Genomic DNA, 24,159 nt, shown 5'->3' with positions numbered 1-24,159 from the left:
CCATTAGGCTCAGTCTTATTATGTGAGGTGAACAACAGTTGGACTATCAATTTCTGGCACATGCCCAGACGATCGACAATTACACGTTAAGTCACATGATGGATGACTATGGTAATGATGTGTGGAATTATGTGTACTTTCTGACCAAAAGCACGGAGCTAGCAGACGAGGTGTCGCAGGAAGTATTTATCCGAGCTTACTCCGGGATTGCCCATTTTCGGGGGGAATGCTCATTAAAGACATGGCTACTGACAATCACAAGAAATACGACATTTACATACCGCAAATCGAGATTTTTTCGCAGCAGTTTATGGGGAGAGACCTTATCGATTCAGACAGAACAAGAGTATTCAACAGGCCGGGAAATGATCCCTGAGACGTATGCACATCCATCTGCTGAAGCCGAAGTGCTGAGCAAGGAGCATGTACATGAGATCTGGGATATCGTGATGGCTCTGCCGGATAAATTCAGGGAGATTCTGCTGCTGCATCTCAAGTATGAGCTTCATACCAATGAAATTGCAGAAATGCTGCGGATTAGCACAGGTACGGTGAAGTCTAGGTTGTCACGTGGGAAAGCCAAAGTACGAAAGCAATGGGAGGAGCGAAGCGAATCATGAAACATCCAAATGACAATTGGGAAAAAGAGATCCAAAAGGAGCCATTTGCGGAGTCTCCTTTTACAGAGAAACATAAACAGCATGTATTCCAACAGGTGTCCTGGAGCCAGACAACTCCGAAGCAGGCGGGTAAGTTACACCCTCCTGGTCGTATACCAAATGATCCTATCAAGCCACGCAAACGTCGTCTTCGTTCAGGTTCGGTTATCGGTGGAGTCGTGGTTGCTGCGTTAGCTGGTGCATTTATTCTCTGGAATGGGCAGATCGTTGAACCTGTTGTAGAGCGGTTCTATCCTACAGCGTCGTTACAATTGTCAGATGATCCTAGCATGAGCTTGCTAACGGACAAGATGAAAAGAACGGTTGCGATAACGATGAGAGACTACCTTGGCAAGCAAATCCAAGTGACCCTCGCGAAGAAGGGACCTATTACCGGCTGGGTCTACGTCGAGGCAGGACAGGAGCTAGAAACCGATTATGCTCAGATGTGGCTGGATGGAGAGACGGGAGCCTTGGTTGAGCTGAATATGAGAGGCGAGATTCCGGGGGATCGGCTGGAGCATCGATTCGTACGCCAAATACCAGGGTTATTGGCAGACATCGGCAGTGACAGCAGCATGAAGCCTGTACGGGTGCTGCGGAGCGCCGTAATGAAGAAAGGTGAAGAAACACCCACAATGAATACATCATTGACACTGCAAAATGATCAGTCCTATGGTGAGATTAGATGGAGGCGGGATCAGGCTATTCACGTCTCGGGAGATTTGAAGTTAGATACAGAACGGGTAACAGCGGAAATGTTGCAGACTGCCCAAGAGGCCATCGAGGCCTTATCTGGTGAGTCAGCGATCCCCCTCCGTGAGGTTTCCTATTCCCGAGACGATGATCAGTCTGAAGAATCGATTAATTTAACTTTTGGCGATCATTATTTAGTACGAAGTACACAAGGCAAGTTAGGTACTCAGTATGCGGTGGTAGATTATAAGCGGTATATGCCCGAGCTGAAGACCATGGAGGATCATGAGAACTACTCGGAGAAATTGTTGAGTGTACAAGAAGAGACAATCAGGCAGCATGCAGCACCAATGGTCAAACAAATATTTAATATCGACCTAGGTGATTACACATTCTATCGAGATACGAGCAACCTGGGTATGGCCTCATTCAGGTTGGAAGATAATCAAGGCTCAGAAGGTATAACAGATTCAGGAGGTACAACAGATTCAAAATCCACAACAGATTTAGAAGAACCATCGGAAACGAAGGATGAAATTCAGATTCGATACACTCACGATGCACGCATTACGATGATCGAGAGAATCCAGCATGAAGAGAACGGCTCCAAATCATAGGATATGGTAAAATCGTCTTCATAGTTCATGGAACGAGGAGAAGGAGTTAAGAAGATGAGGTATTTGGTGAGTTCATGTCTTGCAGGAGTAGCTTGTCGATACAACGGTACAGCAAGTTTGGATGAGAGAATTCGGGAGCTTATGGAGCAGGATCAAGCCAAAATGGTCTGTCCAGAACTACTGGGTGGTTTCGTTACACCACGAGAGGCCGCGGAGATTATCGGTGGAACAGGTAAGGATGTGCTGAATGGCACAGCTAAGGTTATCGAGAAAGGTGGCAGAGATGTAACGGATCTATACATTAAGGGAGCCTATGAGACGCTCGAATGGGCGAGGAAACTGGCGGTAAGCTGTGTTGTGCTCAAGGAGTACAGTCCGTCATGTGGTACACAGATGATCTATGATGGTAGCTTTGATAATCACAAGGTATCTGGAGAAGGAGTTACGTCGGCATTACTTCGACAAGAGGGATTTACGGTAATTTCGGAAAATGAGTTCAGGGCATCGCTGTCTTAATGAAGCGACTCAATCCAAGCAGCGAATCGCATAACTACAACTATACTTACTTTTTATAACTAAGCAACAAGATTGTGCGTACTTTCTATTTGGGAACATTAACACTAGAATAGTACCTAGAGTTCCAAGTCCCACGATTATAGCTATATAAATTGAACTAAACATTTACATGAAAACGTAGAGGACAGAAATAACATGGAGAAGCGAAGCTAAAAGCTTTCTGTAAGAAAGCTACTTCGAAAGCATACGCTTCGCCTGAAAGCTTTCTACAGAAAGCTACATCGGAAGCATAAGCTATCCCCGGATTTTCCCTTTGGAAAAGGGAATCAGAAAAATCTGGGGGAACAGTGATCGGAAGGATGTTCTGTCATCGGAGTGGCAAGTGTAAATATTCTTTAGTTCAATATATATGGATTAGGGGCTAATGAACAAAGTAGAGAAAAGGATGTGGATTGTTGTGGAACATTTAAATAAAGAAATCATGAAGGAAAACGTATTAAAGGCTTATCATTTTCGTCATGCAACAAAACAATTTGATGCTACACGTGCCATTCCAGCAGAGGATTTCGAATATATTCTAGAGACGGGTCGTTTATCTCCAAGCTCTATTGGATTTGAACCGTGGAAGTTCTTGATCGTGCAGAATCCAGCTCTGCGTCAGCGGTTATCCGAGGTGTCTTCCGGAGCTCAGAAGCAATTAGCCACAGCAAGCCACTTCATGGTTATTCTGGCTCGCACGGATGCAGGTTACAATTCCCCGTATGCAGAATACATGCTGAAGGAGATCAAAGGCATGCCTGATGATGTATTCGAGCTAACCAGCGCAGCCTTTGGGAAATTCCAGAATAACCAACGGTTGTTCGAAACACCGCGCACATTGTTTGATTGGGCGTCCAAACAAACGTATATTGCACTTGGGAACATGATGACTGCTGCGGCACTGATTGGAATCGACTCATGTCCGATTGAAGGTTATGACTATGAGAAGGTGCACCAAATTCTGGCGGATGCAGGATTGTTGGAAAATGGAGCATGGAACATTTCGGTGATGGCTGCATTTGGCTATCGCGAGGAAGACCCAGCACGGGAGAAGACAAGAAAGTCATTGGATACCATTACACATTGGATTGAATAATGCTATAAAACGATCTTGATTTAGATAGATTGGAACAAACTCATGTACGTATCTATGAATGATAATGCACACCTATATATGCATCATGTATGCGTTGCACATCGAGCTTCTGTAGGAACCAGCTAGGGGATACAGGGGCTCGTTGGTGTGCAGTGAAGGAATGTAAGGCAACTTCCCAAATTAGTACCATATCAATCATCCGTTTGCAAATACATAGACATCTATGTATAATGAGCTCATGCCAAAATATAATGCAATTGCCTTGATCGCACGAATCAGGGATCACGTTAATAAACGAATCGTACATGAGTTAGAACAGCATGAGGTGACAGGTATTGTCCCTTCTCATGGTGACGTCTTGATGTTTCTCTACCGCGAAGATGCACTATCCATTAAGATGCTGGCCGAGCGAGTTCAGCGCACACAACCCACGGTGACGGTGCTGGTGAACAAGCTGGAGAAGCTGGGATATGTCGAGCGGCATAAGAGTGCAGAAGACAGTCGTGTAACGATGATACGCCTGACAGAGCAGGGGCGGAAGCTGGAGCCGGTGTTCAACCAGGTCTCCAAACAGATCAATGAATTGATATATGGTGGTCTGTCCGATGAACAAGCAGAGCAACTTGAGCTCCTGTTGTCTAGCATCGTCCGCAAGATGTAACCATCGGCGGATGGATGCAAAGGTATTTTTTTATACACAAGCATAGATGTCTATGTATATGTGTTCATCCATGCACAGAAGCTGTAGATGCGAAGTGGTTGAAGCGAAATTTTGTAAACAGGTTATAGGTAACTATACTCAACTCAAATTGGAGGAATTATCAATGAAACATCTTATCGTATATGCACATCCACACGAAGGTAGTTTGAATAACGCGATCTTAAACACGACTGTAGAGGCACTTGAAGCACAAGGGCATGAGGTTGTGGTTCGTGACTTATACAAACTGGGCTTCCAGCCTGTACTGACTGAAGCAGACACAGCTTCAATGCGTGCAGGGCAGACACCGGAAGATATTGCTACAGAGCAGAAATATGTTGCTGATGCCGAAGCCATTACATTTATTTACCCGATCTGGTGGACAGGTCTTCCAGCCATCCTGAAAGGTTACGTTGACCGTGTGTTCGCTTATGGATTCGCTTATGCCGCAGGTGAAGCAGGGATCGAGAAATTACTGACTGGCAAAAAAGGACTGATCATCAATACACATGGTACGCCAAGCGAGGTGTACGATCAGATCGGCATGACGGCTGGATTGAAAGTTACTTCTGATGTAGGAATTTTCGATTTTGTTGGAATTGAAGCTGTGGATCACCTGCTGTTCGGAAGCATTGGTTATCTGGAAACTGCAGCTTACGAGGCGATGTTGGATCAAGTGAAACAGACTGTTAGCACTAAATTTTAATTGTTCGCCAAGCTCCTTATATATCAGGCTGATTCGTGATTAGACGAGTCGGTCTGTTTGTTCAATCATTTGCAAAACAGCAGAAAGGGGGTATAATCGTACCCATGGAACCTATACTCATATTTAAAGCTTTGTCCAACGAAACACGTAGACAAATTTTGTTGTGGCTCAAAAACCCGGAGCAACACTTTTCGCCGCTGGAATTATCCCAGCATCCGGATGGAGGGAAAAATGGCATCTGTGTCGGTACGATTCAGATGAAGGCTGGACTTGCTCAATCTGTCATATCCAGCTATTTACTGACCATGCTAAAAGCCGGATTGCTGCTCTCAGAGCGCAGGGGACAGTGGACATATTATCGCCGCAATGAAGAAATCATTCGTCAATTTGCCGATTATGTGCAGCATGAGTTATAAGCCGTGCGCGAGGACGGAAGCAAGAATGCAACTGCAACGGGTATTCCGTCCGAAGTATACGGCTAATCATGAGTGGACTAATCCATTTTTATCGCTTTATTAATCTATATATCTGGATATACAAAAATATAATTCAAAAAGGAGTACATTCTCATCATGAATACTGAACACCAAGCATCATCTCATAAAGAACGGATTACAGACGTTAAGCTATCTATATTAGATTTGGCTCCAGTCGTGGTAGGGTCAACCCCTGCCGATGCTCTTCGTAACAGTTTGGATCTGGCGCAGCATGCTGAACGCTGGGGTTACCACCGGTACTGGGTAGCAGAGCATCATAATATGCCAGGCATCGCGTCTTCTGCGACCTCGGTCGTTATTGGATATCTGGCGAGTGGAACATCGACGATTCGCTTAGGTTCTGGTGGCATTATGCTCCCTAACCATGCTCCACTCGTGATCGCGGAGCAGTTTGGCACACTGGAATCTCTTTATCCGGGGCGGATTGACCTAGGGTTAGGACGTGCACCAGGAAGTGATCGCCGCACATCGCTTGCTCTTCGCAAAGATTTGAACAGTGGGGAGGACTTCCCTGAATTGTTAGCAGAGCTCAGAGCTTACTTCGATGCTTCAGCGACTTCATATCATGCTCCCGTTCGTGCAGTGCCAGGGGAAGGGCTGAATATTCCGATTTACTTGCTCGGTTCCAGTGATTTCAGTGCGCGACTAGCAGGACAACTGGGATTGCCATTTGCTTTTGCCAGCCATTTCTCACCTGATTACACACGGATTGCCCTAGAAACGTACCGAAACAACTTCCAGCCATCCGATCTACTGAAAGAGCCTCATGTCATTGTGGGTGTGAATGCTGTGGTTGCGGATACGGACGAAGAAGCCGCATGGTTAGGAACAACGATGCAGCAGCAATTCCTGAACATTATCCGTGGCACGACTGGACTGGTACAGCCGCCAGCTGATATGGAAGGCAAATGGACAGATCGTGAGCGAGCTGGTGTAGAACAGACTCTAAAAGCAGCCGTAAATGGTTCTCCTGAAACGGTGCGTGGACAACTGGAGTCATTTATCGCGCAGACCCAAGCAGATGAACTTATCATCACATCCATGATCTATGATCATCAAGCGCGTCTACATTCATATGAGTTGATCGCACAACTGGCTGGAAAAGCGTAAAGCCATCCAACTATGGATATTAGATAAAACAAAGAACATCCTTAACCTTTAAGTTGAGACGGTTCTGTAACATATATTTTAGGTTTTCGATCAAGGCTCGTCTCATCTGAGGCGAGTCTCTTTTTGGGATTAATTGCAAATGCACGCTTTGGGGCAGAAGGTTCTATTTCGGGTAAAATGAGTATACCGATCATTTATGAAACGACAGATTGAGTCGATACGTATAAATCGGGAGTATCATACATAAGTTGGCTTGTACAGAGTTTAGCGTACATCAGCAATAGAAGAGAGGAAGACAAGTCTATGGAACAACCGGAACAACCCCGAATTTGGCCGGATCGATTCAAACGATTTTTCTTGAATAATAAGTTTGTCCTATTCCTATTGATTCTGTTACTGGTCGGATTGAACGTTATGGTGATGACGAAGATATCCTTTGTCTTTCATCCCATTGCAGTGTTGATCAAAACCATTGTATTACCCATCATTTTGTCTGGAGTATTGTACTATCTGCTGAATCCGTTGGTCGATGTGATGGAGAGGTGGAAAATTAAGCGCGGCTGGTCGATATTGATTCTGTATCTCGCTATAGGTGGCATTCTGACCGTTGTGGTGCTTGCCGTTATTCCTGTATTGCGCAATCAGATTATGGGTCTAATTGCGAACTTCCCAGCGTATAGCACAGCGGTGCAAGAGAAGTTTGTGCAGCTTACAGGAAGTGAGATGTTCAACCAGGTTCAAGAAACGATTAATTTTAATTTTGAAGATCTATGGGCTACAATCTCTGCGCGTGCTACGGAGATTCTGAATCACACGTGGACGGGAATTGGAGATTTCTTAGGGGTGTTCACAGAGACCGTGCTTTCCATTGTGACAGTTCCGTTCATTCTGTTCTACCTGCTCAAGGACGGCAAGAAGCTTCCGGCGAAAATTCTGTCCTTCTTACCGATCAAGAGTCGTACTGGTGCGATGCATGTGCTTGAAGATATCAATCATCAGATTAGCTCGTTCATTCGTGGACAGATCATCGTCAGCTTCTGCATTGGTGTTCTGCTCTACATTGGTTACATGATTATTGGACTGGACTATGCATTGATTCTTGCTATTATTGCTTCATTCACCAGTGTGGTGCCGTATCTCGGTCCGGCTATTGCCATTACGCCAGCATTGATTGTAGCACTGGTTACATCACCAGTAATGCTGCTCAAAATGATTGCTGTCTGGACGATTGTGCAACTGATCGAAGGCAAGTTCATCTCGCCACAGATCATGGGTAAAACATTGAAAATTCACCCAATCACCATAATCTTTGTTATCCTGACCTCAGGTAACCTGTTTGGCGTAGTCGGCATCTTGTTGGCTGTACCGGGTTACGCGGTATTGAAGGTATGTATTTCCCACATCTTCAATTGGTTCAAGAGCAGTACGGGTCTATATGACCCGAACAAAAACAATCTATTGTAGTGGAAGTTCAAAAAGGGCGCTTTTGATTACGAAGGATGCCTGACGGCATCTCAGCATCGAATCTGGGATTCAGCCGAAATGTCCGTTGCTCACGTAGGTTTGCCTACGCTCCGCTACTCCATTTCTAACTTCATCCTATCTTCTTGGTACTGAAAACCGTCCTTTTTGAACCACTATTGTAGTGGAAGTTCAAAAAGGGCGCTTATGATTACGAAGGATGCCTGACGGCATCTCAGCATCGAATCTGGGATTCAGCCAAAATAAGTGGAGGCTTACGAAGGTTGTTTCCTTCGGAAACAATGTAGCTGCTCACGTAGGTTTGCCTACGCTCCGCTACTCCATTTCTAACTTTATCCTATCTTCTTGGTACTGAAAACCGTCCTTATGAACAAGAACCCCCGCCTATCGGCTTCCTGCCGATGGATGGGGGTTCTTGTTTGTTCAGCAGGCTAGTTATACCTAGCCATGCTTAATATGCTGGAGCGTTTGCAGGAAGATCTGTTCAATATGTGTATCATCCAAGGAATAATACACAGTCTTGCCCTCTTTGCGCCGCTTCACAATACGCATATTACGTAGTGACCGCAGCTGATGTGAGATGGCCGACTGTCCCATATCAAGCAACACCGTAAGATCATGCACACATAATTCCTTTTGCAACAGAGCATCAATAATACGTAGACGCGTCGGATCACTGAATGCCTTGAACCAATCTGCCATTTCGGAAGAAGTCTCCCGATCTATTAGAGATGTACGAATGGTCTGCACATCCGCCTCGGTACCTGAGCAGGCGACGTCGCATTCGGATACAGCTTTAACCGGTTGTTCCATTACCTATCACCGCCTATATTCAATCACATTGGATAACTTGTTATACGATATACGCCTATTATATCCAAAAATCGTCTAAAGCGAAATGATTACTATTAGCATAATTTGTATGTAAAATCAATAACGAATGTTGACACTTGTATTTAGGCATGCATATAATGAGGATAAATGAACATATGAATGATTGCTCATGTATTATAATAAAAGAATTATTTGAGCTATATAAGTTTAAACAAACTTTTTACACGAGAACGGAGAGGACAGAAATAACATGAAGAAGCGGAGCATTCGGCTGAAAGCTTTCTGAAAGAAAGCTACGTCGGAAGCATACGCCATCACCGGATTTTCCCTTTAAAAGAAGGGAATCAAAAAAAATCTGGGGATAACAGCGATCGGAAGGTTATTCTGTCATCGGAGTGGTAAGTGTAAGCATGCTTTAATTGAACTGATATAGTTTCGCAACTGCAAAGGGGAGAATTCACATGGGAACTGGATCAGAACAGGTGAAGAGGGAACTGCTGCTAGATGGATTAGATTGTGCGAACTGTGCGTTGAAGATTGAGAATGGTGTCAAAAAAATTAGCGGCATTACCGAATGCTCTGTTAATTTTGTAACCAAAACATTATCGCTGCACACAACATCAGATATGGATGAACAGGTTGTGGAGGAAGCGAAGCGTAAAGTCCTGCGGTTAGAGCCACATATTCGTATCTCGGAAAAAGGCAATCCGTCTACCGCTGGACGCTCTGCAGTAGGCGCACTTCAACATCACGGTCATGCTCATGGGCACGATCATGAACATAACCATGGAAGTCATGATCAGCATACTCATGACCATGGGCATTCAACTGCAGGCAGTGGTCACGTTCATGAGCATAGCCCCCATAGCCATAATCATGACCACGATATCCACGCAGAGCATCAGCACGGTCACGAAGGTCATGCTCATGCAGGCCATTCCCATGAGCATGGAGCTGGGCAGACCAGAGTGCTACTCGCTAGGCTTGCAGCAGGTTCGGTTCTCATGGCGGCTGCAATCTGGTCTCCTATAGAAGGATGGGCGCAGCTTGCGTTATTCATTGTTGCGTATTTGATTGCAGGGGGAGATATCGTTCTCCAAGCAGGTAAGAATATACTACGTGGTCAGGTATTCGATGAATACTTTCTTATGTCCGTTGCGACAATTGGAGCTTTTGCCATTGGTGAATATCCAGAAGGGGTCGCAGTAATGCTCTTCTATCAGCTTGGTGAGCTGTTCCAGGGCATGGCGGTTAACCGTTCACGGAAGTCGATTCAGTCGCTGATGGACATTCGCCCGGATTATGCTCACATCTTGATCGGTACAGGGGATGAGACGAAGCGAGTATCTCCTGAAGAGGTTCGAATTGGAGATCGTATCCTTGTAAAAGCAGGAGAGAGAGTTCCGCTGGATGGCGTCGTGGAAGCGGGACATTCAATGGTGGATACGTCAGCTCTAACGGGTGAATCCGTACCGCGGGAATTGGAACCTGGAAATGATGTACTCAGTGGTTTTGTGAACAAAAATGGGTTGCTGACAATCGAAGTGACCAAAACATTCGGGGAATCGACGGTTTCCAAAATCCTTGATCTCGTGCAGAATGCTAGCAGCCGCAAAGCCAAAACAGAACATTTTATAAGTAAATTCGCTCGGTATTATACACCGGTTGTCGTGATCTTGGCTGCGCTGATTGCATTGGTTCCACCTCTGCTCCTTAGTGGTGCTACCTTTGCAGATTGGATCTACCGGGCATTGGTTTTCCTGGTGATCTCCTGTCCTTGTGCGCTTGTGGTGTCGATCCCACTTGGATTCTTCGGCGGTATTGGAGCGGCTTCTCGGAATGGTATCCTGGTGAAAGGCAGCAACTATCTTGAAGCATTGAACGATGTAAAAGTTGTTGTTTTTGATAAAACGGGCACGCTAACCAAAGGTGTTTTTAAAGTCACAGCCATCCGTCCAGAGGATGGGCATACGGAAGAGGAGCTTATGCGGCTAGCTGCTATTGCAGAAGCCCAATCCAATCATCCCATTGCAGAATCTATTCGCGCTGCATGGGGACGAGAGATTCCAACCGAAGGTGTGGACGGTTACGATGAAGTTGCCGGACATGGTATCAAGGTTAAGGTAGATGGAAGAGAGGTACTGGTGGGCAATGCCAAACTAATGCAGCAGGCGAACATCTCCTACACTGCTCCGCAAACGGTGGGTACTGTCGTTCATATTGCCGAGGCAGGAACGTACGTAGGACACCTGATCATCGCTGATGAAGTGAAAGATGATGCTGCGGATGCAATCCGAGCACTGCGTAAGTTGGGTATTCGCAAAACGGTCATGCTCACTGGGGACGCAAAGGCAGTAGGTGAAGCAGTCGGGCATGATCTTGGTGTGGATGAGGTCTACGCGGAATTGTTACCTCAGCACAAAGTCGAGCAATTGGAGAAGTTGGAAGCAGCCAAGTCACCGAAGGAGAAAATGATCTTTGTCGGTGATGGGATCAATGATACACCGGTACTTGCCCGGGCTGATGTAGGTGTTGCTATGGGAGGACTCGGTTCAGATGCGGCCATCGAAGCCGCAGACGTTGTAATTATGACAGATGAACCGTCCAAGATTGCTAGTGCAATCCGTATTGCGAAGCGAACTCGCACGATTGTATGGCAAAATATCGGATTCGCCCTTGGCGTTAAAGCCATCTTCCTTCTGCTCGGCGTATTCGGAATTGCAACGATGTGGGAAGCGGTATTCTCGGATGTGGGCGTCACGGTTCTTGCTGTTCTTAACGCGATGCGAGTATTGCGGGTGCAGGAAAGCTAAGTTTTCGAAACGATTCCGGGCGGCTCTGCGTATAAACGTAGAGCCGTTTTTTGCTTTTATTAGATCGTGGTCATTTATGGATGAGTTAGCTCAACAGAAGAAAGGGGAAAGGCAGTTTTGGCTGGAGCAATTTTAGGGATCATTTGTGGGGTGTGTTATTTTATACTGGGTTTCATGATGTTCAAGAAACCGCCGAAAGCAATCAATGGAATTTATGGTTATCGTACACCGAGAGCGATGAGTGATCCGGAACTGTGGAAAGAAGCGCAGCATTATGCCTCGAATCTGATGATGCAGTTTGGCTTCATTATTCTGGTATTCGGGATTCTTGGATTTTGGTTTACTGAGGTACAAGCATTGGTTCTGAGTCTTGGGTCGTTAGCGTTCTATACAATTCGATTATTTATGAAAGTTGAGGGACGTTTGAAGGAGTTACAAAGTAAACCTAAAAAGAAGCAGCAGGATGCATAATATAGATAGGCATAGCACCAACCGAGGGACTCGCACAAGCGGGTCCTTTTTTGTAACCATTTAAAGTAGGTGTTTACGAATAAACATGGGATATATGCTGATTATAAAATATAAAGATGTTTATGGATGATTTAACCAGAAATGAAACATTTATTTAGTATAATAGGAGTACAACCAATTCTGAGAATGGGGGGAGATCACATGACGAATCAAGAGAGCCCACAGCCAGAAAGAGAACGCCTAGCTCGTGAAGAGTTAAAGAATAATCCAACGGGAACGATGAAGGATGCATATGATCGGGCTACGATTGGCAACCTAGGAGAACTAGTAAGCACCTTAGGATGGAAGGGTATCGGGATAATCATATTGATTATTTTGATGGGGATCGCAGTAAAATCGATTTTCTTTTGATGTTTTGAAGTGGAAAGCTTCATATCGGATTCCCTCTGAATAAAATCTAACGTTGACGTTAACGTTACAATTATATATAATTATGTACATAACATTACGGACATATATGTGAGGTGAAGGGAATGAGTTTGTATAAAATTGATGATGTGGCTAAGGAAAGTGGACTAACCAAGCGTACAATCCGGTATTACGAAGAGATTGGTGTCATGCCTTCACCTCAACGGACGGATGGTGGCACGCGGTTATACACCTGGGAGGATATTACGTATCTGAAAAAGGTCGTTCGCGCCAAGGAGGTACTGGGTTTCTCACTACAGGAGCTACATGCTTATGTGGCAACATCAGATGCGCTGAATGAACAGCGTTTTGACTATCAGCAGACGATTGAGGTTCAGGAGCGCATTGAGAAACTGAGCAAGATGGAGACCACGCTGAACGAACAACTGGAGTTGATTGAACAGAAACTTTATAGCATACATGCCGTGCAGAGTGAACTGGAGGAGTTACGAGAACGAGTTCAGACAGGCATTCAGCGGTTGCAGGAACAGAAGCATGAACAAGGCTCTTCAGATCGAGCCCAAGATGGATAAATGGCAGTGCAACAATAATTCGTTTTGAAAAATTAGTGCGGTATTCCGCCTGAAAATAAAATGTATAGCTGAGAACATAAGCACCGCCCATGTCGGTGTTCTTTTGTTCCGTTTTAATTGCGTTTTTTATGAAAGTGAAATGAAATTTTCATCTATTTACAAAGCTTTAATCGTTAAATGATGAACCAAGCAACACGATTACACAGACTATCATCAGGAGGAATTAGTTATGAAAAGAGAACCATCGCTACCTGACGAATTACCGTCATCACGCGGAGGGCTGTTATCACAGCCGAGAGCCGTATGGGCTGTCGCCTTTGCATGTATTATATCGTTTATGGGGCTCGGACTTGTCGATCCGATCTTACCTGCCATAGCGGATCAATTGCATGCTTCCAAAAGTCAGGTTTCCCTGTTATTTACGAGTTACAATGCGGTCACAGGTATTGCCATGCTGATCACCGGTGTTGTATCCAGCCGGATTGGTGTGAAATGGACGCTACTGAGCGGTATATTACTCATTATCATTTTCTCTGCTCTTGGAGGAACCTCAGATACGGTAGGTGCTCTGGTAGGATATCGTGGCGGCTGGGGTCTTGGTAATGCACTATTCATCGCAACAGCATTATCTGCCATTGTTGGTCTGTCCACATCAGGGACGGCCAAAGCCATTATTTTGTACGAGGCAGCGCTGGGACTTGGGATCGCAGTAGGCCCGTTACTCGGTGGTGAGCTTGGCTCGATCTCATGGCGCGGTCCATTCTACGGTGTAGCTGTGTTAATGGCCATTGCGTTTATTAGCATTACGTTTATGCTGCCTAAGATAGCCAAACCGAAAACAAGAAGTTCCTTGTCCGATCCGTTCAAGGCACTTCGTTATCCATCTCTAAAAACATTAGCGATTACCGCTTTCTTATATAATTTTGGTTTCTTTACATTAATGGCTTATTCACCATATGTCATGAATCTGGACGAGCATGGGCTAGGATACGTGTTCTTCGGTTGGGGACTGGCGCTGGCGATTACATCTGTATTCGTAGCTCCTAGACTGCAACGCCGATTCGGGTCAGTTCCATCTATGAGTGTCATGTTAACCTTGTTCGCTATTGATCTGGTTGTGATGGCAATAGGTACTGTCATGGGCTCCTCTACAACCGTCATTGTGGCCGTTATTGTAGCGGGTGTTTTCCTAGGTATTAACAATACGCTAATCACAACCGCTGTAATGGAAGCCGCACCTGTGGAACGTTCCGTAGCATCTGCGGCGTACAGCTTTGTTCGTTTCTTGGGCGGGGCGCTTGCACCTTGGCTTGCAGGTAAATTATCCGAGTGGTATATGCCGGAGACACCGTTTTATTTTGGTGCGATCATGGTGCTGATTGGTGTGGTTGTTCTATTGGTTCGCCGCAGTCATCTGCGTGAGATCGATTCGGCTATTTCACATCATTAATATGGAGGAGGAAGCGACATGATTGAACGAATACTTGTAGCTGTGGATGGATCAGATCATGCTCATAAGGCGCTGGAGACAGCGGTCGAACTAGCAGAGGGTATGCAAAAAAATCCACAATTGCTCATTGTACATGTGAATCCATCGATATCCATCAATGAGCCTGCGCTGGGCGTTGATCTGGACGCTAGAATTGCCGAAGAAGGTAAACATATCGTTGAGCCGATTCATGCGTTCCTGTCGAGACGTTCCGTCCCTGCTGACACACTTCTATTTGCCGGAGATCCTGTGAATGAGATTTGCCGGGTAGCGCGTGATCAAGGGTGTGGGCTGATCGTCATGGGTGCGGGAGCCAAAAGTATGCTGGCTGAGATCGTACTTGGCAGTGTGAGTCACGGAGTCCTGAAACATGCTCATTGTCCTGTACTAACAGTTAAATAGCGCTGTAGCTGCATGATAAAGAGCTTGTATATGAGCTTTACGGTTCGAGGCATCTGAGATTGTTGCTTAGATGAAATAAGCAATATTAAGCTTATCTACTGGGTTGAGAATAATAAAATAGTGTATAAATAAATAGGGTGATCCCGTGTTAATTTATATGTTCATCTTGTAGTAATGAAGGGATGGAGGATTCAGCAATGAAAAAACAACATCTGTTTATCGGGGGGAAACCTACCGAGTCTATACAATATAAAGAGCTTCAGGCACCTTATTCCGGCGAGACACTTGCAGAGGTTGCTACGGCTTCGGCAGCGGAGACGGAAGCAGCTATTGCTGCGGCAACCCAGGCTGGAGATACAATGCGCCGAATGCCCGCACATCAGCGTGCGGATATCCTATATAAGCTTTCAGCGCTGCTCCAGGAACGCAAGGATGAGGCCGCGCGAGTTATTGCTCTGGAAGCGGCGAAGCCAATTACAGCCGCATTAGCCGAGGTAGAACGGACCATTGAGACATATCGTTTTGCAGCAGAAGAGGCGAAACGACTAACTGGCGAGACCGTACCTATGGATGCAGCCAAGGGCGGAGAAGGACGTGTTGGATTTACGATGCGCCAGCCGCTCGGTGTCATTGGAGCAATTACGCCTTTTAACTTCCCCATGAACCTGGTTGCGCATAAGGTTGGGCCGGCGATCGCAGCGGGTAATACCATTGTGCTGAAGCCAGCAGAACAGACCCCATTGTCCTCATACTATATCGCTGATCTACTTCAGGAAGCAGGCTTACCAGATGGTGCTCTGAACGTGGTTAGTGGAGATGGCAAGACAATTGGTGATGTGCTCGTGGCTGATCCACGTATTGCCCATATTACTTTTACAGGGAGTCCTGCTGTAGGGAAGAGCATTCGTAGCCAGGCTGGGTTGAAACGAGTGACCCTTGAGCTTGGATCGAATGCTGCTGTTATTGTGGATCGGGATACGAATCTTGATAAAGTGATCCCTAGAAGTGTGACAGGTGCATTTACTTATCAGGGACAGGTGTGTATCTCTCTCCAACGGATTTATGTACACCGTGAGATCGCAGATGAATTTATTCGTCGTTTTGCTGAGGCAGCTAAGCAAGTCGTCATAGGTGATCCCTTGAATCCGGATACAGTTGTATCTGCTCTAATATCAGCGAAGGATGTACAACGTACACAAGAATGGATAGCCGAAGCGAAGCAGGCAGGAGCTGAAGTGGTGGCTGGGGGCGAAGTACAAGGTGGGGTTCTGCGTCCTACTGTGTTAGTCAACGTACCCCGCGACGCCAAAGTATCCTGTCAGGAGGTATTTGCTCCGATTGTGGTCATTAATACGATTGATTCGATCGAAGAAGGAATTGAGCATGTGAATGATTCCATCTATGGACTGCAAGCAGGCATATTCACGAATGATATTCAGACCGCTTTACATGCGGCGGAACACATTGAAGCTGGCGGTGTCATGATTAATGATATTCCTACCTTCCGGGTTGATCAGATGCCATACGGTGGTGTGAAGCAGAGCGGTATGGGACGTGAAGGTGTGAAATACGCAGTGGAAGAGATGACGGAATTAAAGTTTGTAATGTTTAACAAAAATTAAGTACATTCAATAACATTTCTGAACTCAGTAGTTTCAGACCAGGACAGGAGGTGTTTGGAATGGCATATACTATAGCTGACGTATCCGGTATGTCCGGAGTAAGTTTGGATGAGTTAAGTCAATATGTGGATGCTGGGCTGTTGACCCCGGCGTTTGTCGGAAGTGACCCGAACGACGTGTATTATGAGAAGCCGGAACTGTTGAAGCTCCAGCAGATACTGTTCTGCAAGGAACTAGGTGTGGAGCAGGAAGAGATCGGCTCCATGCTACAGGAAGATCCGTATGACATGATTCAAATGATGCAACAGCAACGTATTCAAATGCTAGAAAAGGCACTTCGCTTGCATGGTCTGATACAAACACTCGACAAAACGATATCCCATCTGCAAGGTGAGCAAGAAATTGAAGAGAGCGCACTATACGAGGGATTTGTTGAGCCGAGACAGCGCAATATGTTACTGCAACAACCTTCATCGCGTGCTGATTCGATGCATCGTCCGAAGCTGGATGAGATGAACTCAGACAAGCCTAGGCATAATCAGTCGCCTGATAACACGCTCCAAAGTGTGCAGCTTAAGACGAAAAGAGACTATCTGGACTCCCAGGAGAAGATCGATGGAATCAATCGTGATCTGCATCAGGCCATCGAGGATGGATTATCTGCGGATAGTCCGAAGGTGCAGCAGATTATTAGTAGACACCTGGAATGGGTCAAAGGGTACTACACCCCTACAGCCGAGATTTACCGGGAGTTAGGTAATCTGTATGTTGAACATCAGAATTTCCGTCAAATGTATGACGGATATCATCCTAAGCTTGCTGAATTCTTAAGGGATGCGATGATCATTAAGGCGGAACAAGAATTGTCTTAGATGCATAACATGTTGATGGGCGAGCAGAACATGGGTGTATGAAGATGGCAAATGAAAAAGCACAGTCCAGTTGCGGACTGTGCTTTTCATTTTGCCGAATGTTCCGTTTGTATCAGGCAAGTGAGCTCTCACAAGCTTAATGCGTAGAGAGGCGCACAAGACCTACTTACAGTTGGTCTACGAGCAGTTGCACTGCTTGCTCTAGGAAGATCCGGTCTTCGTCGTCAAAACGGTTCTTAATCGGACTGTCGATATCGAGTACTCCGTATAGTTCCCCATTTTTAATAATCGGCACAACGATTTCGCTGTTGGATGCAGCATCACAGGCAATATGGCCTGGAAAAGCATGTACATCGTCAACGACGAGGGTACGTTTTTCTGCAGCAGATGTGCCGCATACACCGCGTCCAAGTGGGATACGGATGCAGGCAGGCAGTCCTTGGAATGGACCAAGTACAAGTTCTTTGCCATCATACAGATAGAAGCCGACCCAGTTGGTATCGGTCAAAAATACATTGAGCAGCGCCGCTGCGTTTGCCAGATTGGCAATGGCGCTAGGTTCATCGCGAATCAGAGCGCTTAACTGTCCCAGGACGGCGTTGTGCTGCTCGCTTCGTGTTCCTTCATAAGAAACAGCTTGAAACATGGTTAATCACCCTCCCGAGCAAAAATGGTACTTATTTTCAAGATAGTGTAGTGTATGTCGTTAGTCAAGCGGAGGATTTTGAAAACGAAGGAACTAACCTGTAAATTCCTCCTGTTTCTCTACTTCTTCACTGGGGTAATTACTTAGCAATCACAGAGGGCGAACCCTGGAAGGAGATTGACTTATGCACGCAGAGGTACAGAATCTATTTGTACGGATTCATCTTCTATATTTGGCTCAGCATCAGGATTTGACGGTTGGTGACGCATTGCCTTGGCTGGAAGAACGGGGATATCGTGTGGGAGAGCGGGAGATTAAGCAGGAGCTTGAACACCTGACCCAAGAGAATTTCCTGACAGCACATGGAGACCAGTGGAGCCTTACAGGCACAGGCATTGAGGAGTATAAGGAAATTACGGCTGTACTCGGCCGAGTCAGTAACGAATTGCTGGCGACAGGTACCGAAGCGTAGGTAAACCTGATCGTGAAGACATGATTGGACAAGCACTATGCTTAAATGTGTACGATGAATTGAGCAATATATAGAGTAAGACCGGGAGCACGATGTGGCCCGGTTTTTTTGATGTTATAATAGAGGCTGTTCAAACGGCACACTTCTATCATCATCGTACTTTTTTGAATGCACGAATGAGGATTAAACCGTTGCCATCATGCGCAGGTTATGGTTAGATAATTAGTGAATTTTTATGGTCTTTAGAGATGGATCGGATCGGAGAGTATGTTGATGTATAAATGTAAAGGTAGAATCCCTGAGCTTGAGACGGGGCGGCTTCGATTGCGCAAAATGCGTCGCCGTGATGCTGCTCAGATGTTCGCGTGCTGGTCAGATCGAGAGGTGACCCGTTATATGAATCTGGCCCCCATGGTTGGGGCAACCGAAGCAGCGGATATGATTGGTCTGCTTAACCATATGGCTGGAGAAGAGGATGCGATCCGTTGGGGAATAGAGCTCAAAGAGACAGGACGCCTTATTGGAAGCTGTGGATTCAATACATGGCAACTTGAAGGCGCGTTTCGTGGTGAGATCGGTTATGAGTTAGGACGTGACTACTGGCGGCATGGATATATGTCCGAGGCTTTCTCGGTACTGCTATCCTTTGGATATGAGACGATGGGACTGAATCGCATTGAGGCACTTGTGGATCCACGTAATGCGCCGTCAGGTGGATTTCTGGAGAATATGGGATTTACGAAAGAAGGGTTACTTCGTCAAATTCAGCATACGTCTACGGGATACAAAGACATGTTAATGTATTCTCTGCTCTATGATGAATGGCTGCGGGCGCGTAATAACAAATAAAAACATTCAACTAAACATTTTCTAGTTGATATAGAAATGAAGAGAGAAGGGTTCCATTGAATACGACGGGAAATTCCAAACGCAGTCTCATTTTGGCAGGTTTGCTGCTGGCGACCTTTTTGTCCGCCATTGAAGGCACAGTTATTGGGCCGGCAGGGCCAACAATCGTCAGTGAATTGGGTAGTGTGCAATTGCTTAGCTGGATCTTTACAGCTTATCTGCTCACAATGGCGGTTAGTACCCCGATTTTTGGTAAAATCAGTGATTTGTATGGGCGGAAGCCTGTATTCCTAATCGGATGTGCTCTGTTTATACTTGGTTCGTTACTATGCAGCTTCTCGCAGAATATGGAGATGCTCATTGTCTTTCGTGCGATCCAGGGGATTGGCGCAGGTGCGGTTGTGCCTGTGACGTTTACGATTATTGGAGATATCTATCCGATTGAGGAACGGGGCAAAATTCAAGGCTGGATTAGCTCTGTATGGGGAATTTCATCTCTGGCCGGGCCGCTATTAGGTGGTTATTTTGTAGATAATCTAGGTTGGCAATGGATCTTTGGGTTCAATGTGCCGTTTGGTTTGTTAGCTATGTGGTTTGTATTTCGTTATTTGCACGAAAATGTGTCACCACGTACTGCCAAAATCGATGTTATGGGTGCGTTGACCTTTACTGTTGGGATTACAGCACTGCTCTTCGTGTTGTCAGCGGGTGGACAGTATTACGCATGGAGCTCTCCGTTGATCCTGGGACTCAGCGCGGTCGCCGTAGCTTTTATCGTATTATTCTTCGTAGTAGAAAAAAGAGCTGAAGCTCCGATGGTTCCACTTCACCTCTTCCGCATTCAGGACATTCGTGTGGCGAATATCGCTGGGCTGTTAACCAGCTCACTGATGATCGGTCTTACGAGTTATCTGCCGCTGTGGGTGCAGGGGGTACGTGGAGGTAATGCGACTGAATCCGGATTGTTGCTTGCACCAATGTCTGTTGGCTGGCTGATCGGCAGTGTGTGGGCAGGTCGCCTCTTGATGAAGATTGGGTCGCGTATGACATCTCTCATTGGACTAACTGGCATCGTGGTCGGTTCAGGCGGATTATTCCTTGTCGGCGGTTCATCGCCGCAGTATGTTCTGTTTTTATTGACCTTTATCTATGGGCTTGGTTTTGGTTTTGCGTTTACGATCTTCACGATTATTGCCCAATCATCTGTAGGATATCGGGAACGAGGTTCATCCACAGCACTACATACGTTCATGCGTACACTTGGACAGACAATTGGTGCGGCAGCTTTTGGTACATGGTTGAATTATCGAATTTCAACATTGTCCAGTGCACAAAATCTTGCGGCTGCTGGTATCTCCGATGGGGATCTGAATGAATTGCTGGCACCTCATACGGAAACGGTTTTGTCCGACGATCAGTGGCGGTTGCTGCGAAGTGTGCTTGAGGGCAGTTTGCATTCCTTGTTCATCATTATGTTTGTAATTGCGATTGTGTCTTGGGTTGCTACGCTGGCTCTGCGCAAACGCTTGCTGGTTCCGGAAGACGCAGATGCCCCACAGCAAGTACAAGGCTCCGTGCAAGTGGCTGGTGTGAAAAAAGAGAAAAAATAGTGGGGATGGCTATCCATCGCTAAACGTAAACATATAAACAAAGGCAGCCTAATGAGGCTGCCTTTGCTACTTGTTAGTTTGCTATAACTATTTAAGTTAATTCAGCTATTGGCTGATAACCGATCTGCGCCAATCGCCAGTCGCTCCAGTAAGTCAGCGAGCATCGTCTTATCTTCTTCGCTCAAGCCACTGACAGCACGATCAATTTTGTGAGCATACCCTGGATAGATATCGTCCATGGTGCGCTGCCCTTCCTCTGTCAATTCCACAAATATAATCCGTCTGTCCTGAGGACAGTGTTTACGGTGTAAAAGTCCTTTTTGCTCTAACTTATCAATAACATACGTAACATTACCACTCTGTAAGAGAAGCTGTGCCCCAACCTGTTGAATAGGCTGTGCCCCCTTCATATACAGAACTTCAAGTAAACCATATGCTGTAGGATTGAATCCATGCACTTTGCTTCCAGATACAGCGTGTTCATTCACGCTCTTAAATGTCTTGGCCAAGGTGCGGTACAGATGAAGAGAACGTTCTGTTTCAATTTCTTGTAATTCTAGCATGCTGATCCCGCCTTTACAGTTAGTTATATGGGGTAAAACGTTGACGTTTGACGATTTCGAATTGTCGCCATGATTGTATTGTAAACCTCTAATTCTACGAAAAACATGCGATATGTCACAAGATCTGCATTTTTAGCATTTAAAATTTAATCATTAATCAAATTCAATAAAATACATATGTAGGTGATCCAATCTCCGATTCCTAACGTAACAGAAAGAGAAGAAGGAGCTAGGAGTGCAATATGAATAATGGCATTCCTAATAATGAAATGAAGGCGGGAAAATACTTTAAATTTAAAGTTTTTGCCACAATACCGTTTGAGTAAACGCCTTCACGTTTAATGAGGAACAGGCAGAAATCCCTGTAATCTAATTATTCTTATGGGAAAACTCATATGCCTTGTCCCACCAACGCAGCAAGCGAAAGGGGGTGAAGCAACTTGAAGATAAAGCTACCCAAATCGATTGTACGTCTTGCCAGCATACCCCTGGTTGTCATTGCAGGAACATTGGTCATAAGTTTAGGTTCATCCCATGTCTATGCGGACGATGCTCGAGCCGCTTCGGAAAAACCCTCCAACGGATTGTCCCTGAATTTGTTCTCACGTGATTCGGATGGTGGGCTGAACTTGACTCCATCGGTATCGGTATCGACACCATTACTGGATGTTGAGGTTCCGTCGATCAAAGCGGATGCTTCGGCAGGCAAGCTGAGCGTATCTGACCTTAAGGTAGATACACCGCTTGGATCGGCTGGAACATCAGAGATTGGTATTGATGCCAATAAGGGAACCGTAGAACTGCCGTCTGTGCAGGCGGATACACCGATAATTCGGGCAGATGTATCAAGCAGTCAGGTCAACCTGAACGAAGGAACAGCTTCCCTGCCTAGCGTTACCGCTGAGGTACCAGAGGTCATTCAGGCAGAGACGTCTGCTGTGAAAACGGACCTTCGGCAGGGCAAGGTTGAATTACCTTCTGTAAAGGTAGATGTATCTGAAGTGACTTCGGTGGATGTCTCTTCCTCTGGTGTAGATCTGCATAAAGGTACAATACAGCTCCCATCGGTGGAGGCGACAGTTCCAGCCGTAGGCATATCCTCAGAAGTTGATCCTGGTAAAGGATCGGTGGACATTCCCGCGGTGAAGCCGGAACGCCCTGCGAGTACATCAGAACAGCCGATCGTTGTGGAAACACCGCAAGCTTCAATTCCGAATACTATTGAATCTTCTGATCTGGCATCATCCCCGGACAACACGGAAGGACAAGACGTAGTACAGGTTACAGGCAAGGTGACTGAAGTTACCCCTGAACCGGCTCTCCGTCCAGAAGGTATTGTCCCGCAGGTATTGCCTGTGGAAAGAGCCGATCTGATTCAACATTCTGATGTGAATGTAGGATTGCCAGATAACGAGCAGTTTCTTACCGATCAACCATCTGTGAAACCGATTGTTACTGAGCAAGTACAGAGCAAGACAGAGGCAAGTGTGAATAAAGTAGACACACGTGTAGTGTCTCCCTTGCAGCTACGTGCAGAGCAACCAACAAGCTGGAATGTTGCAGTAACTTCTCCAGCAGGTAGTGCTTATACGGGTACAAGCACCGGCTCGTCTGGTGCAACTGGAGGTGGAGCAACGGCTCCGGCCGCTGCACTTCCAGGAGCAATAACGCATCTGGTTCTGTCAGATGATGATGTTGGCTTTCGAATAGAACAGCTCGATGGGTTCAGTCAATGCTCACAAGCGCCGCCAGGGCGGCCGCCGCAATATACCTCTTTCTCTCAATAACACTGGCGTTAATTCAACCAAAAATGAGAAGGAGTGTATATTATCATGAAAAAAGTGAATCGTTGGGTAAAATTGTCGGTATTGTCGGGTACGTTGGTTGCTGGATTGCTGGGAGCTACGCAGGCAACTTATGCAGACAGTTATAGCAATAAAAGCAATAGTAATCTGGATCTAAATGCAGGTTTGCGTCTAGAGCTAGGATCTCTACTGTCAGGACAACGTGACACAGGTTACGGCAATCAAGGCAGCTATGGAGGTTCATCAAGTGCAACCGGAGCATTGAACTTGGATCTGGGGCTGAATGCTGGCTTATCCGCTGAGAGTACAAGCCGTTACAATAGTCATTCTTCTGATTATACAAGTGAGCGCACTAGCTCAGGCAAGTTGGGTCTTGGCCTGAATGCCAATGTCTCGGGAGAAGGTACAACGATGAGCGATTATTCACGAAACGGCGATGAGCGTAATGTGAACAGCAGCTACGCGAGTGAAAGCCGTGGTGCATTGGATCTCGGTCTGAACGCTAAAGCAGAAGGCGAGAGTGCAACATGGGCTCAATCTGAACGCAACAACAGCGTGAAAGACCATGAGCGCACGACGAACAGCAGCTACG

At 46.0% G+C, this 24,159-nt stretch carries 25 protein-coding genes; 22 read left to right on the top strand and 3 right to left on the bottom strand.

Annotation, left to right across the window (positions count from 1 at the left end):
- Positions 1 to 38: 38 nt before the first annotated feature.
- The 9 genes from MH215_RS28690 (at position 39) to MH215_RS28650 (ending at position 8,100) form a co-directional block, all read left to right on the top strand.
- Entirely contained in the window at positions 39 to 620 is a 582-nt protein-coding gene (locus tag MH215_RS28690) for an RNA polymerase sigma factor (protein ID WP_239294258.1), read from the top strand.
- Positions 617 to 1,972: a hypothetical protein gene (locus MH215_RS28685; RefSeq protein ID WP_239294257.1), complete on the top strand. Its 1,356-nt coding sequence runs from the start codon at positions 617 to 619 to the stop codon at positions 1,970 to 1,972. The genes MH215_RS28690 and MH215_RS28685 overlap by 4 nt, the downstream gene beginning before the upstream one ends.
- A 54-nt stretch (positions 1,973 to 2,026) precedes the next feature.
- Positions 2,027 to 2,488: a 2-thiouracil desulfurase family protein gene (locus MH215_RS28680; RefSeq protein WP_239294256.1), complete on the top strand. Its 462-nt coding sequence runs from the start codon at positions 2,027 to 2,029 to the stop codon at positions 2,486 to 2,488.
- Between the two features lie 481 nt (positions 2,489 to 2,969).
- A complete protein-coding gene (locus MH215_RS28675) occupies positions 2,970 to 3,623 on the top strand; it encodes an NAD(P)H-dependent oxidoreductase (RefSeq protein ID WP_239294265.1) in 654 nt (217 codons plus the stop codon).
- Between the two features lie 238 nt (positions 3,624 to 3,861).
- Positions 3,862 to 4,284, top strand: coding sequence for a MarR family winged helix-turn-helix transcriptional regulator (locus MH215_RS28670; RefSeq protein WP_239294255.1), 423 nt, complete (start codon positions 3,862 to 3,864; stop codon positions 4,282 to 4,284).
- A 163-nt stretch (positions 4,285 to 4,447) separates the two neighbouring features.
- Entirely contained in the window at positions 4,448 to 5,029 is a 582-nt protein-coding gene (locus MH215_RS28665; RefSeq protein ID WP_239294254.1) for an NAD(P)H-dependent oxidoreductase, read from the top strand.
- Between the two features lie 104 nt (positions 5,030 to 5,133).
- Positions 5,134 to 5,445, top strand: a complete 312-nt coding sequence (locus MH215_RS28660; RefSeq protein WP_056697254.1) for an ArsR/SmtB family transcription factor — start codon at positions 5,134 to 5,136, stop codon at positions 5,443 to 5,445.
- Between the two features lie 156 nt (positions 5,446 to 5,601).
- Positions 5,602 to 6,636: an LLM class flavin-dependent oxidoreductase gene (locus MH215_RS28655; RefSeq protein WP_239294253.1), complete on the top strand. Its 1,035-nt coding sequence runs from the start codon at positions 5,602 to 5,604 to the stop codon at positions 6,634 to 6,636.
- 303 nt (positions 6,637 to 6,939) lie between these two features.
- On the top strand, positions 6,940 to 8,100 hold the full coding sequence (locus tag MH215_RS28650; RefSeq protein WP_056697250.1) for an AI-2E family transporter: 1,161 nt from the start codon (positions 6,940 to 6,942) through the stop codon (positions 8,098 to 8,100).
- 459 nt (positions 8,101 to 8,559) lie between these two features.
- Here the strand turns inward: MH215_RS28650 and MH215_RS28645 are convergent, their stop codons facing one another.
- Positions 8,560 to 8,931: an ArsR/SmtB family transcription factor gene (locus tag MH215_RS28645; protein ID WP_056697248.1), complete on the bottom strand. Its 372-nt coding sequence runs from the start codon at positions 8,929 to 8,931 to the stop codon at positions 8,560 to 8,562.
- A 482-nt stretch (positions 8,932 to 9,413) separates the two neighbouring features.
- Here MH215_RS28645 and MH215_RS28640 point away from each other — a divergent pair, with 482 nt between their 5' ends.
- From MH215_RS28640 to MH215_RS28605, 8 genes are all read left to right on the top strand, one after another.
- The gene (locus MH215_RS28640; protein ID WP_239294252.1) at positions 9,414 to 11,765 is read left to right on the top strand and encodes a heavy metal translocating P-type ATPase; all 2,352 of its coding nucleotides are present in this window, start codon (positions 9,414 to 9,416) and stop codon (positions 11,763 to 11,765) included.
- Between the two features lie 117 nt (positions 11,766 to 11,882).
- Positions 11,883 to 12,236 (top strand): SdpI family protein, encoded by a 354-nt coding sequence (locus tag MH215_RS28635; RefSeq protein ID WP_239294251.1) that lies wholly within the window; start codon positions 11,883 to 11,885, stop codon positions 12,234 to 12,236.
- A 201-nt stretch (positions 12,237 to 12,437) separates the two neighbouring features.
- Positions 12,438 to 12,647: a DUF6366 family protein gene (locus MH215_RS28630; RefSeq protein ID WP_239294250.1), complete on the top strand. Its 210-nt coding sequence runs from the start codon at positions 12,438 to 12,440 to the stop codon at positions 12,645 to 12,647.
- 122 nt (positions 12,648 to 12,769) lie between these two features.
- Positions 12,770 to 13,237 carry a MerR family transcriptional regulator gene (locus MH215_RS28625; RefSeq protein WP_239294249.1) on the top strand — a complete coding sequence of 156 codons (468 nt, stop codon included), beginning with the start codon at positions 12,770 to 12,772 and terminating at the stop codon, positions 13,235 to 13,237.
- A gap of 229 nt (positions 13,238 to 13,466) precedes the next feature.
- Entirely contained in the window at positions 13,467 to 14,687 is a 1,221-nt protein-coding gene (locus MH215_RS28620; RefSeq protein ID WP_239294248.1) for an MFS transporter, read from the top strand.
- Positions 14,688 to 14,705: 18 nt separating this feature from the next.
- Positions 14,706 to 15,128: a universal stress protein gene (locus MH215_RS28615; protein WP_239294247.1), complete on the top strand. Its 423-nt coding sequence runs from the start codon at positions 14,706 to 14,708 to the stop codon at positions 15,126 to 15,128.
- Positions 15,129 to 15,325: 197 nt separating this feature from the next.
- Positions 15,326 to 16,750, top strand: a complete 1,425-nt coding sequence (locus tag MH215_RS28610) for an aldehyde dehydrogenase family protein (protein WP_239294246.1) — start codon at positions 15,326 to 15,328, stop codon at positions 16,748 to 16,750.
- Positions 16,751 to 16,809: 59 nt separating this feature from the next.
- Positions 16,810 to 17,622: a MerR family transcriptional regulator gene (locus MH215_RS28605; RefSeq protein WP_239294245.1), complete on the top strand. Its 813-nt coding sequence runs from the start codon at positions 16,810 to 16,812 to the stop codon at positions 17,620 to 17,622.
- A 166-nt stretch (positions 17,623 to 17,788) separates the two neighbouring features.
- Here the strand turns inward: MH215_RS28605 and MH215_RS28600 are convergent, their stop codons facing one another.
- Positions 17,789 to 18,268, bottom strand: a complete 480-nt coding sequence (locus tag MH215_RS28600; protein WP_056697222.1) for a GAF domain-containing protein — start codon at positions 18,266 to 18,268, stop codon at positions 17,789 to 17,791.
- Positions 18,269 to 18,452: 184 nt separating this feature from the next.
- On the opposite strand from MH215_RS28600, the gene MH215_RS28595 reads away from it, so the two are divergent.
- From MH215_RS28595 to MH215_RS28585, 3 genes are all read left to right on the top strand, one after another.
- On the top strand, positions 18,453 to 18,740 hold the full coding sequence (locus tag MH215_RS28595; protein ID WP_056697220.1) for a hypothetical protein: 288 nt from the start codon (positions 18,453 to 18,455) through the stop codon (positions 18,738 to 18,740).
- Between the two features lie 267 nt (positions 18,741 to 19,007).
- Complete coding sequence (locus tag MH215_RS28590; RefSeq protein WP_481857498.1) at positions 19,008 to 19,589, top strand: GNAT family N-acetyltransferase; 582 nt, start codon at positions 19,008 to 19,010, stop codon at positions 19,587 to 19,589.
- A 56-nt stretch (positions 19,590 to 19,645) separates the two neighbouring features.
- Positions 19,646 to 21,199, top strand: a complete 1,554-nt coding sequence (locus MH215_RS28585; protein ID WP_239294243.1) for an MDR family MFS transporter — start codon at positions 19,646 to 19,648, stop codon at positions 21,197 to 21,199.
- A 101-nt stretch (positions 21,200 to 21,300) separates the two neighbouring features.
- Here the strand turns inward: MH215_RS28585 and MH215_RS28580 are convergent, their stop codons facing one another.
- The gene (locus tag MH215_RS28580; protein WP_056697214.1) at positions 21,301 to 21,762 is read right to left on the bottom strand and encodes a MarR family winged helix-turn-helix transcriptional regulator; all 462 of its coding nucleotides are present in this window, start codon (positions 21,760 to 21,762) and stop codon (positions 21,301 to 21,303) included.
- 440 nt (positions 21,763 to 22,202) lie between these two features.
- Between MH215_RS28580 and MH215_RS28575 the strand changes: the two genes are divergently transcribed.
- Both MH215_RS28575 and MH215_RS28570 read left to right on the top strand, forming a co-directional pair.
- Positions 22,203 to 23,549, top strand: coding sequence for a hypothetical protein (locus tag MH215_RS28575; protein WP_239294242.1), 1,347 nt, complete (start codon positions 22,203 to 22,205; stop codon positions 23,547 to 23,549).
- A 45-nt stretch (positions 23,550 to 23,594) separates the two neighbouring features.
- A partial coding sequence (locus tag MH215_RS28570; RefSeq protein ID WP_239294241.1) for a hypothetical protein occupies positions 23,595 to 24,159 on the top strand: 565 nt, incomplete at its 3' end.

Origin of the sequence: Paenibacillus sp. ACRSA (assembly GCF_022346845.1) — a bacterium.
In the GTDB taxonomy this organism is placed as follows: domain Bacteria; phylum Bacillota; class Bacilli; order Paenibacillales; family Paenibacillaceae; genus Paenibacillus.
The sequence above is the reverse complement of the archived record's forward strand: the minus strand, read 5'-3'. Positions and strand labels throughout refer to the sequence as shown.

What these genes read in the sequence shown, in the direction of transcription:
- MH215_RS28610 (WP_239294246.1), top strand. Translation starts at nt 15,326, where the DNA reads ATGAAAAAACAACATCTGTTTATCGGGGGGAAACCTACCGAGTCTATA.
- MH215_RS28620 (WP_239294248.1), top strand. Translation starts at nt 13,467, where the DNA reads ATGAAAAGAGAACCATCGCTACCTGACGAATTACCGTCATCACGCGGA.
- MH215_RS28685 (WP_239294257.1), top strand. Translation starts at nt 617, where the DNA reads ATGAAACATCCAAATGACAATTGGGAAAAAGAGATCCAAAAGGAGCCA.
- MH215_RS28670 (WP_239294255.1), top strand. Translation starts at nt 3,862, where the DNA reads ATGCCAAAATATAATGCAATTGCCTTGATCGCACGAATCAGGGATCAC.
- MH215_RS28625 (WP_239294249.1), top strand. Translation starts at nt 12,770, where the DNA reads ATGAGTTTGTATAAAATTGATGATGTGGCTAAGGAAAGTGGACTAACC.
- MH215_RS28600 (WP_056697222.1), bottom strand. Translation starts at nt 18,268, where the DNA reads ATGTTTCAAGCTGTTTCTTATGAAGGAACACGAAGCGAGCAGCACAAC.
- MH215_RS28640 (WP_239294252.1), top strand. Translation starts at nt 9,414, where the DNA reads ATGGGAACTGGATCAGAACAGGTGAAGAGGGAACTGCTGCTAGATGGA.
- MH215_RS28605 (WP_239294245.1), top strand. Translation starts at nt 16,810, where the DNA reads ATGGCATATACTATAGCTGACGTATCCGGTATGTCCGGAGTAAGTTTG.
- MH215_RS28660 (WP_056697254.1), top strand. Translation starts at nt 5,134, where the DNA reads ATGGAACCTATACTCATATTTAAAGCTTTGTCCAACGAAACACGTAGA.
- MH215_RS28615 (WP_239294247.1), top strand. Translation starts at nt 14,706, where the DNA reads ATGATTGAACGAATACTTGTAGCTGTGGATGGATCAGATCATGCTCAT.
- MH215_RS28675 (WP_239294265.1), top strand. Translation starts at nt 2,970, where the DNA reads ATGAAGGAAAACGTATTAAAGGCTTATCATTTTCGTCATGCAACAAAA.
- MH215_RS28595 (WP_056697220.1), top strand. Translation starts at nt 18,453, where the DNA reads ATGCACGCAGAGGTACAGAATCTATTTGTACGGATTCATCTTCTATAT.
- MH215_RS28655 (WP_239294253.1), top strand. Translation starts at nt 5,602, where the DNA reads ATGAATACTGAACACCAAGCATCATCTCATAAAGAACGGATTACAGAC.
- MH215_RS28590 (WP_481857498.1), top strand. Translation starts at nt 19,008, where the DNA reads ATGTTGATGTATAAATGTAAAGGTAGAATCCCTGAGCTTGAGACGGGG.
- MH215_RS28580 (WP_056697214.1), bottom strand. Translation starts at nt 21,762, where the DNA reads ATGCTAGAATTACAAGAAATTGAAACAGAACGTTCTCTTCATCTGTAC.
- MH215_RS28645 (WP_056697248.1), bottom strand. Translation starts at nt 8,931, where the DNA reads ATGGAACAACCGGTTAAAGCTGTATCCGAATGCGACGTCGCCTGCTCA.
- MH215_RS28630 (WP_239294250.1), top strand. Translation starts at nt 12,438, where the DNA reads ATGACGAATCAAGAGAGCCCACAGCCAGAAAGAGAACGCCTAGCTCGT.
- MH215_RS28650 (WP_056697250.1), top strand. Translation starts at nt 6,940, where the DNA reads ATGGAACAACCGGAACAACCCCGAATTTGGCCGGATCGATTCAAACGA.
- MH215_RS28680 (WP_239294256.1), top strand. Translation starts at nt 2,027, where the DNA reads ATGAGGTATTTGGTGAGTTCATGTCTTGCAGGAGTAGCTTGTCGATAC.
- MH215_RS28665 (WP_239294254.1), top strand. Translation starts at nt 4,448, where the DNA reads ATGAAACATCTTATCGTATATGCACATCCACACGAAGGTAGTTTGAAT.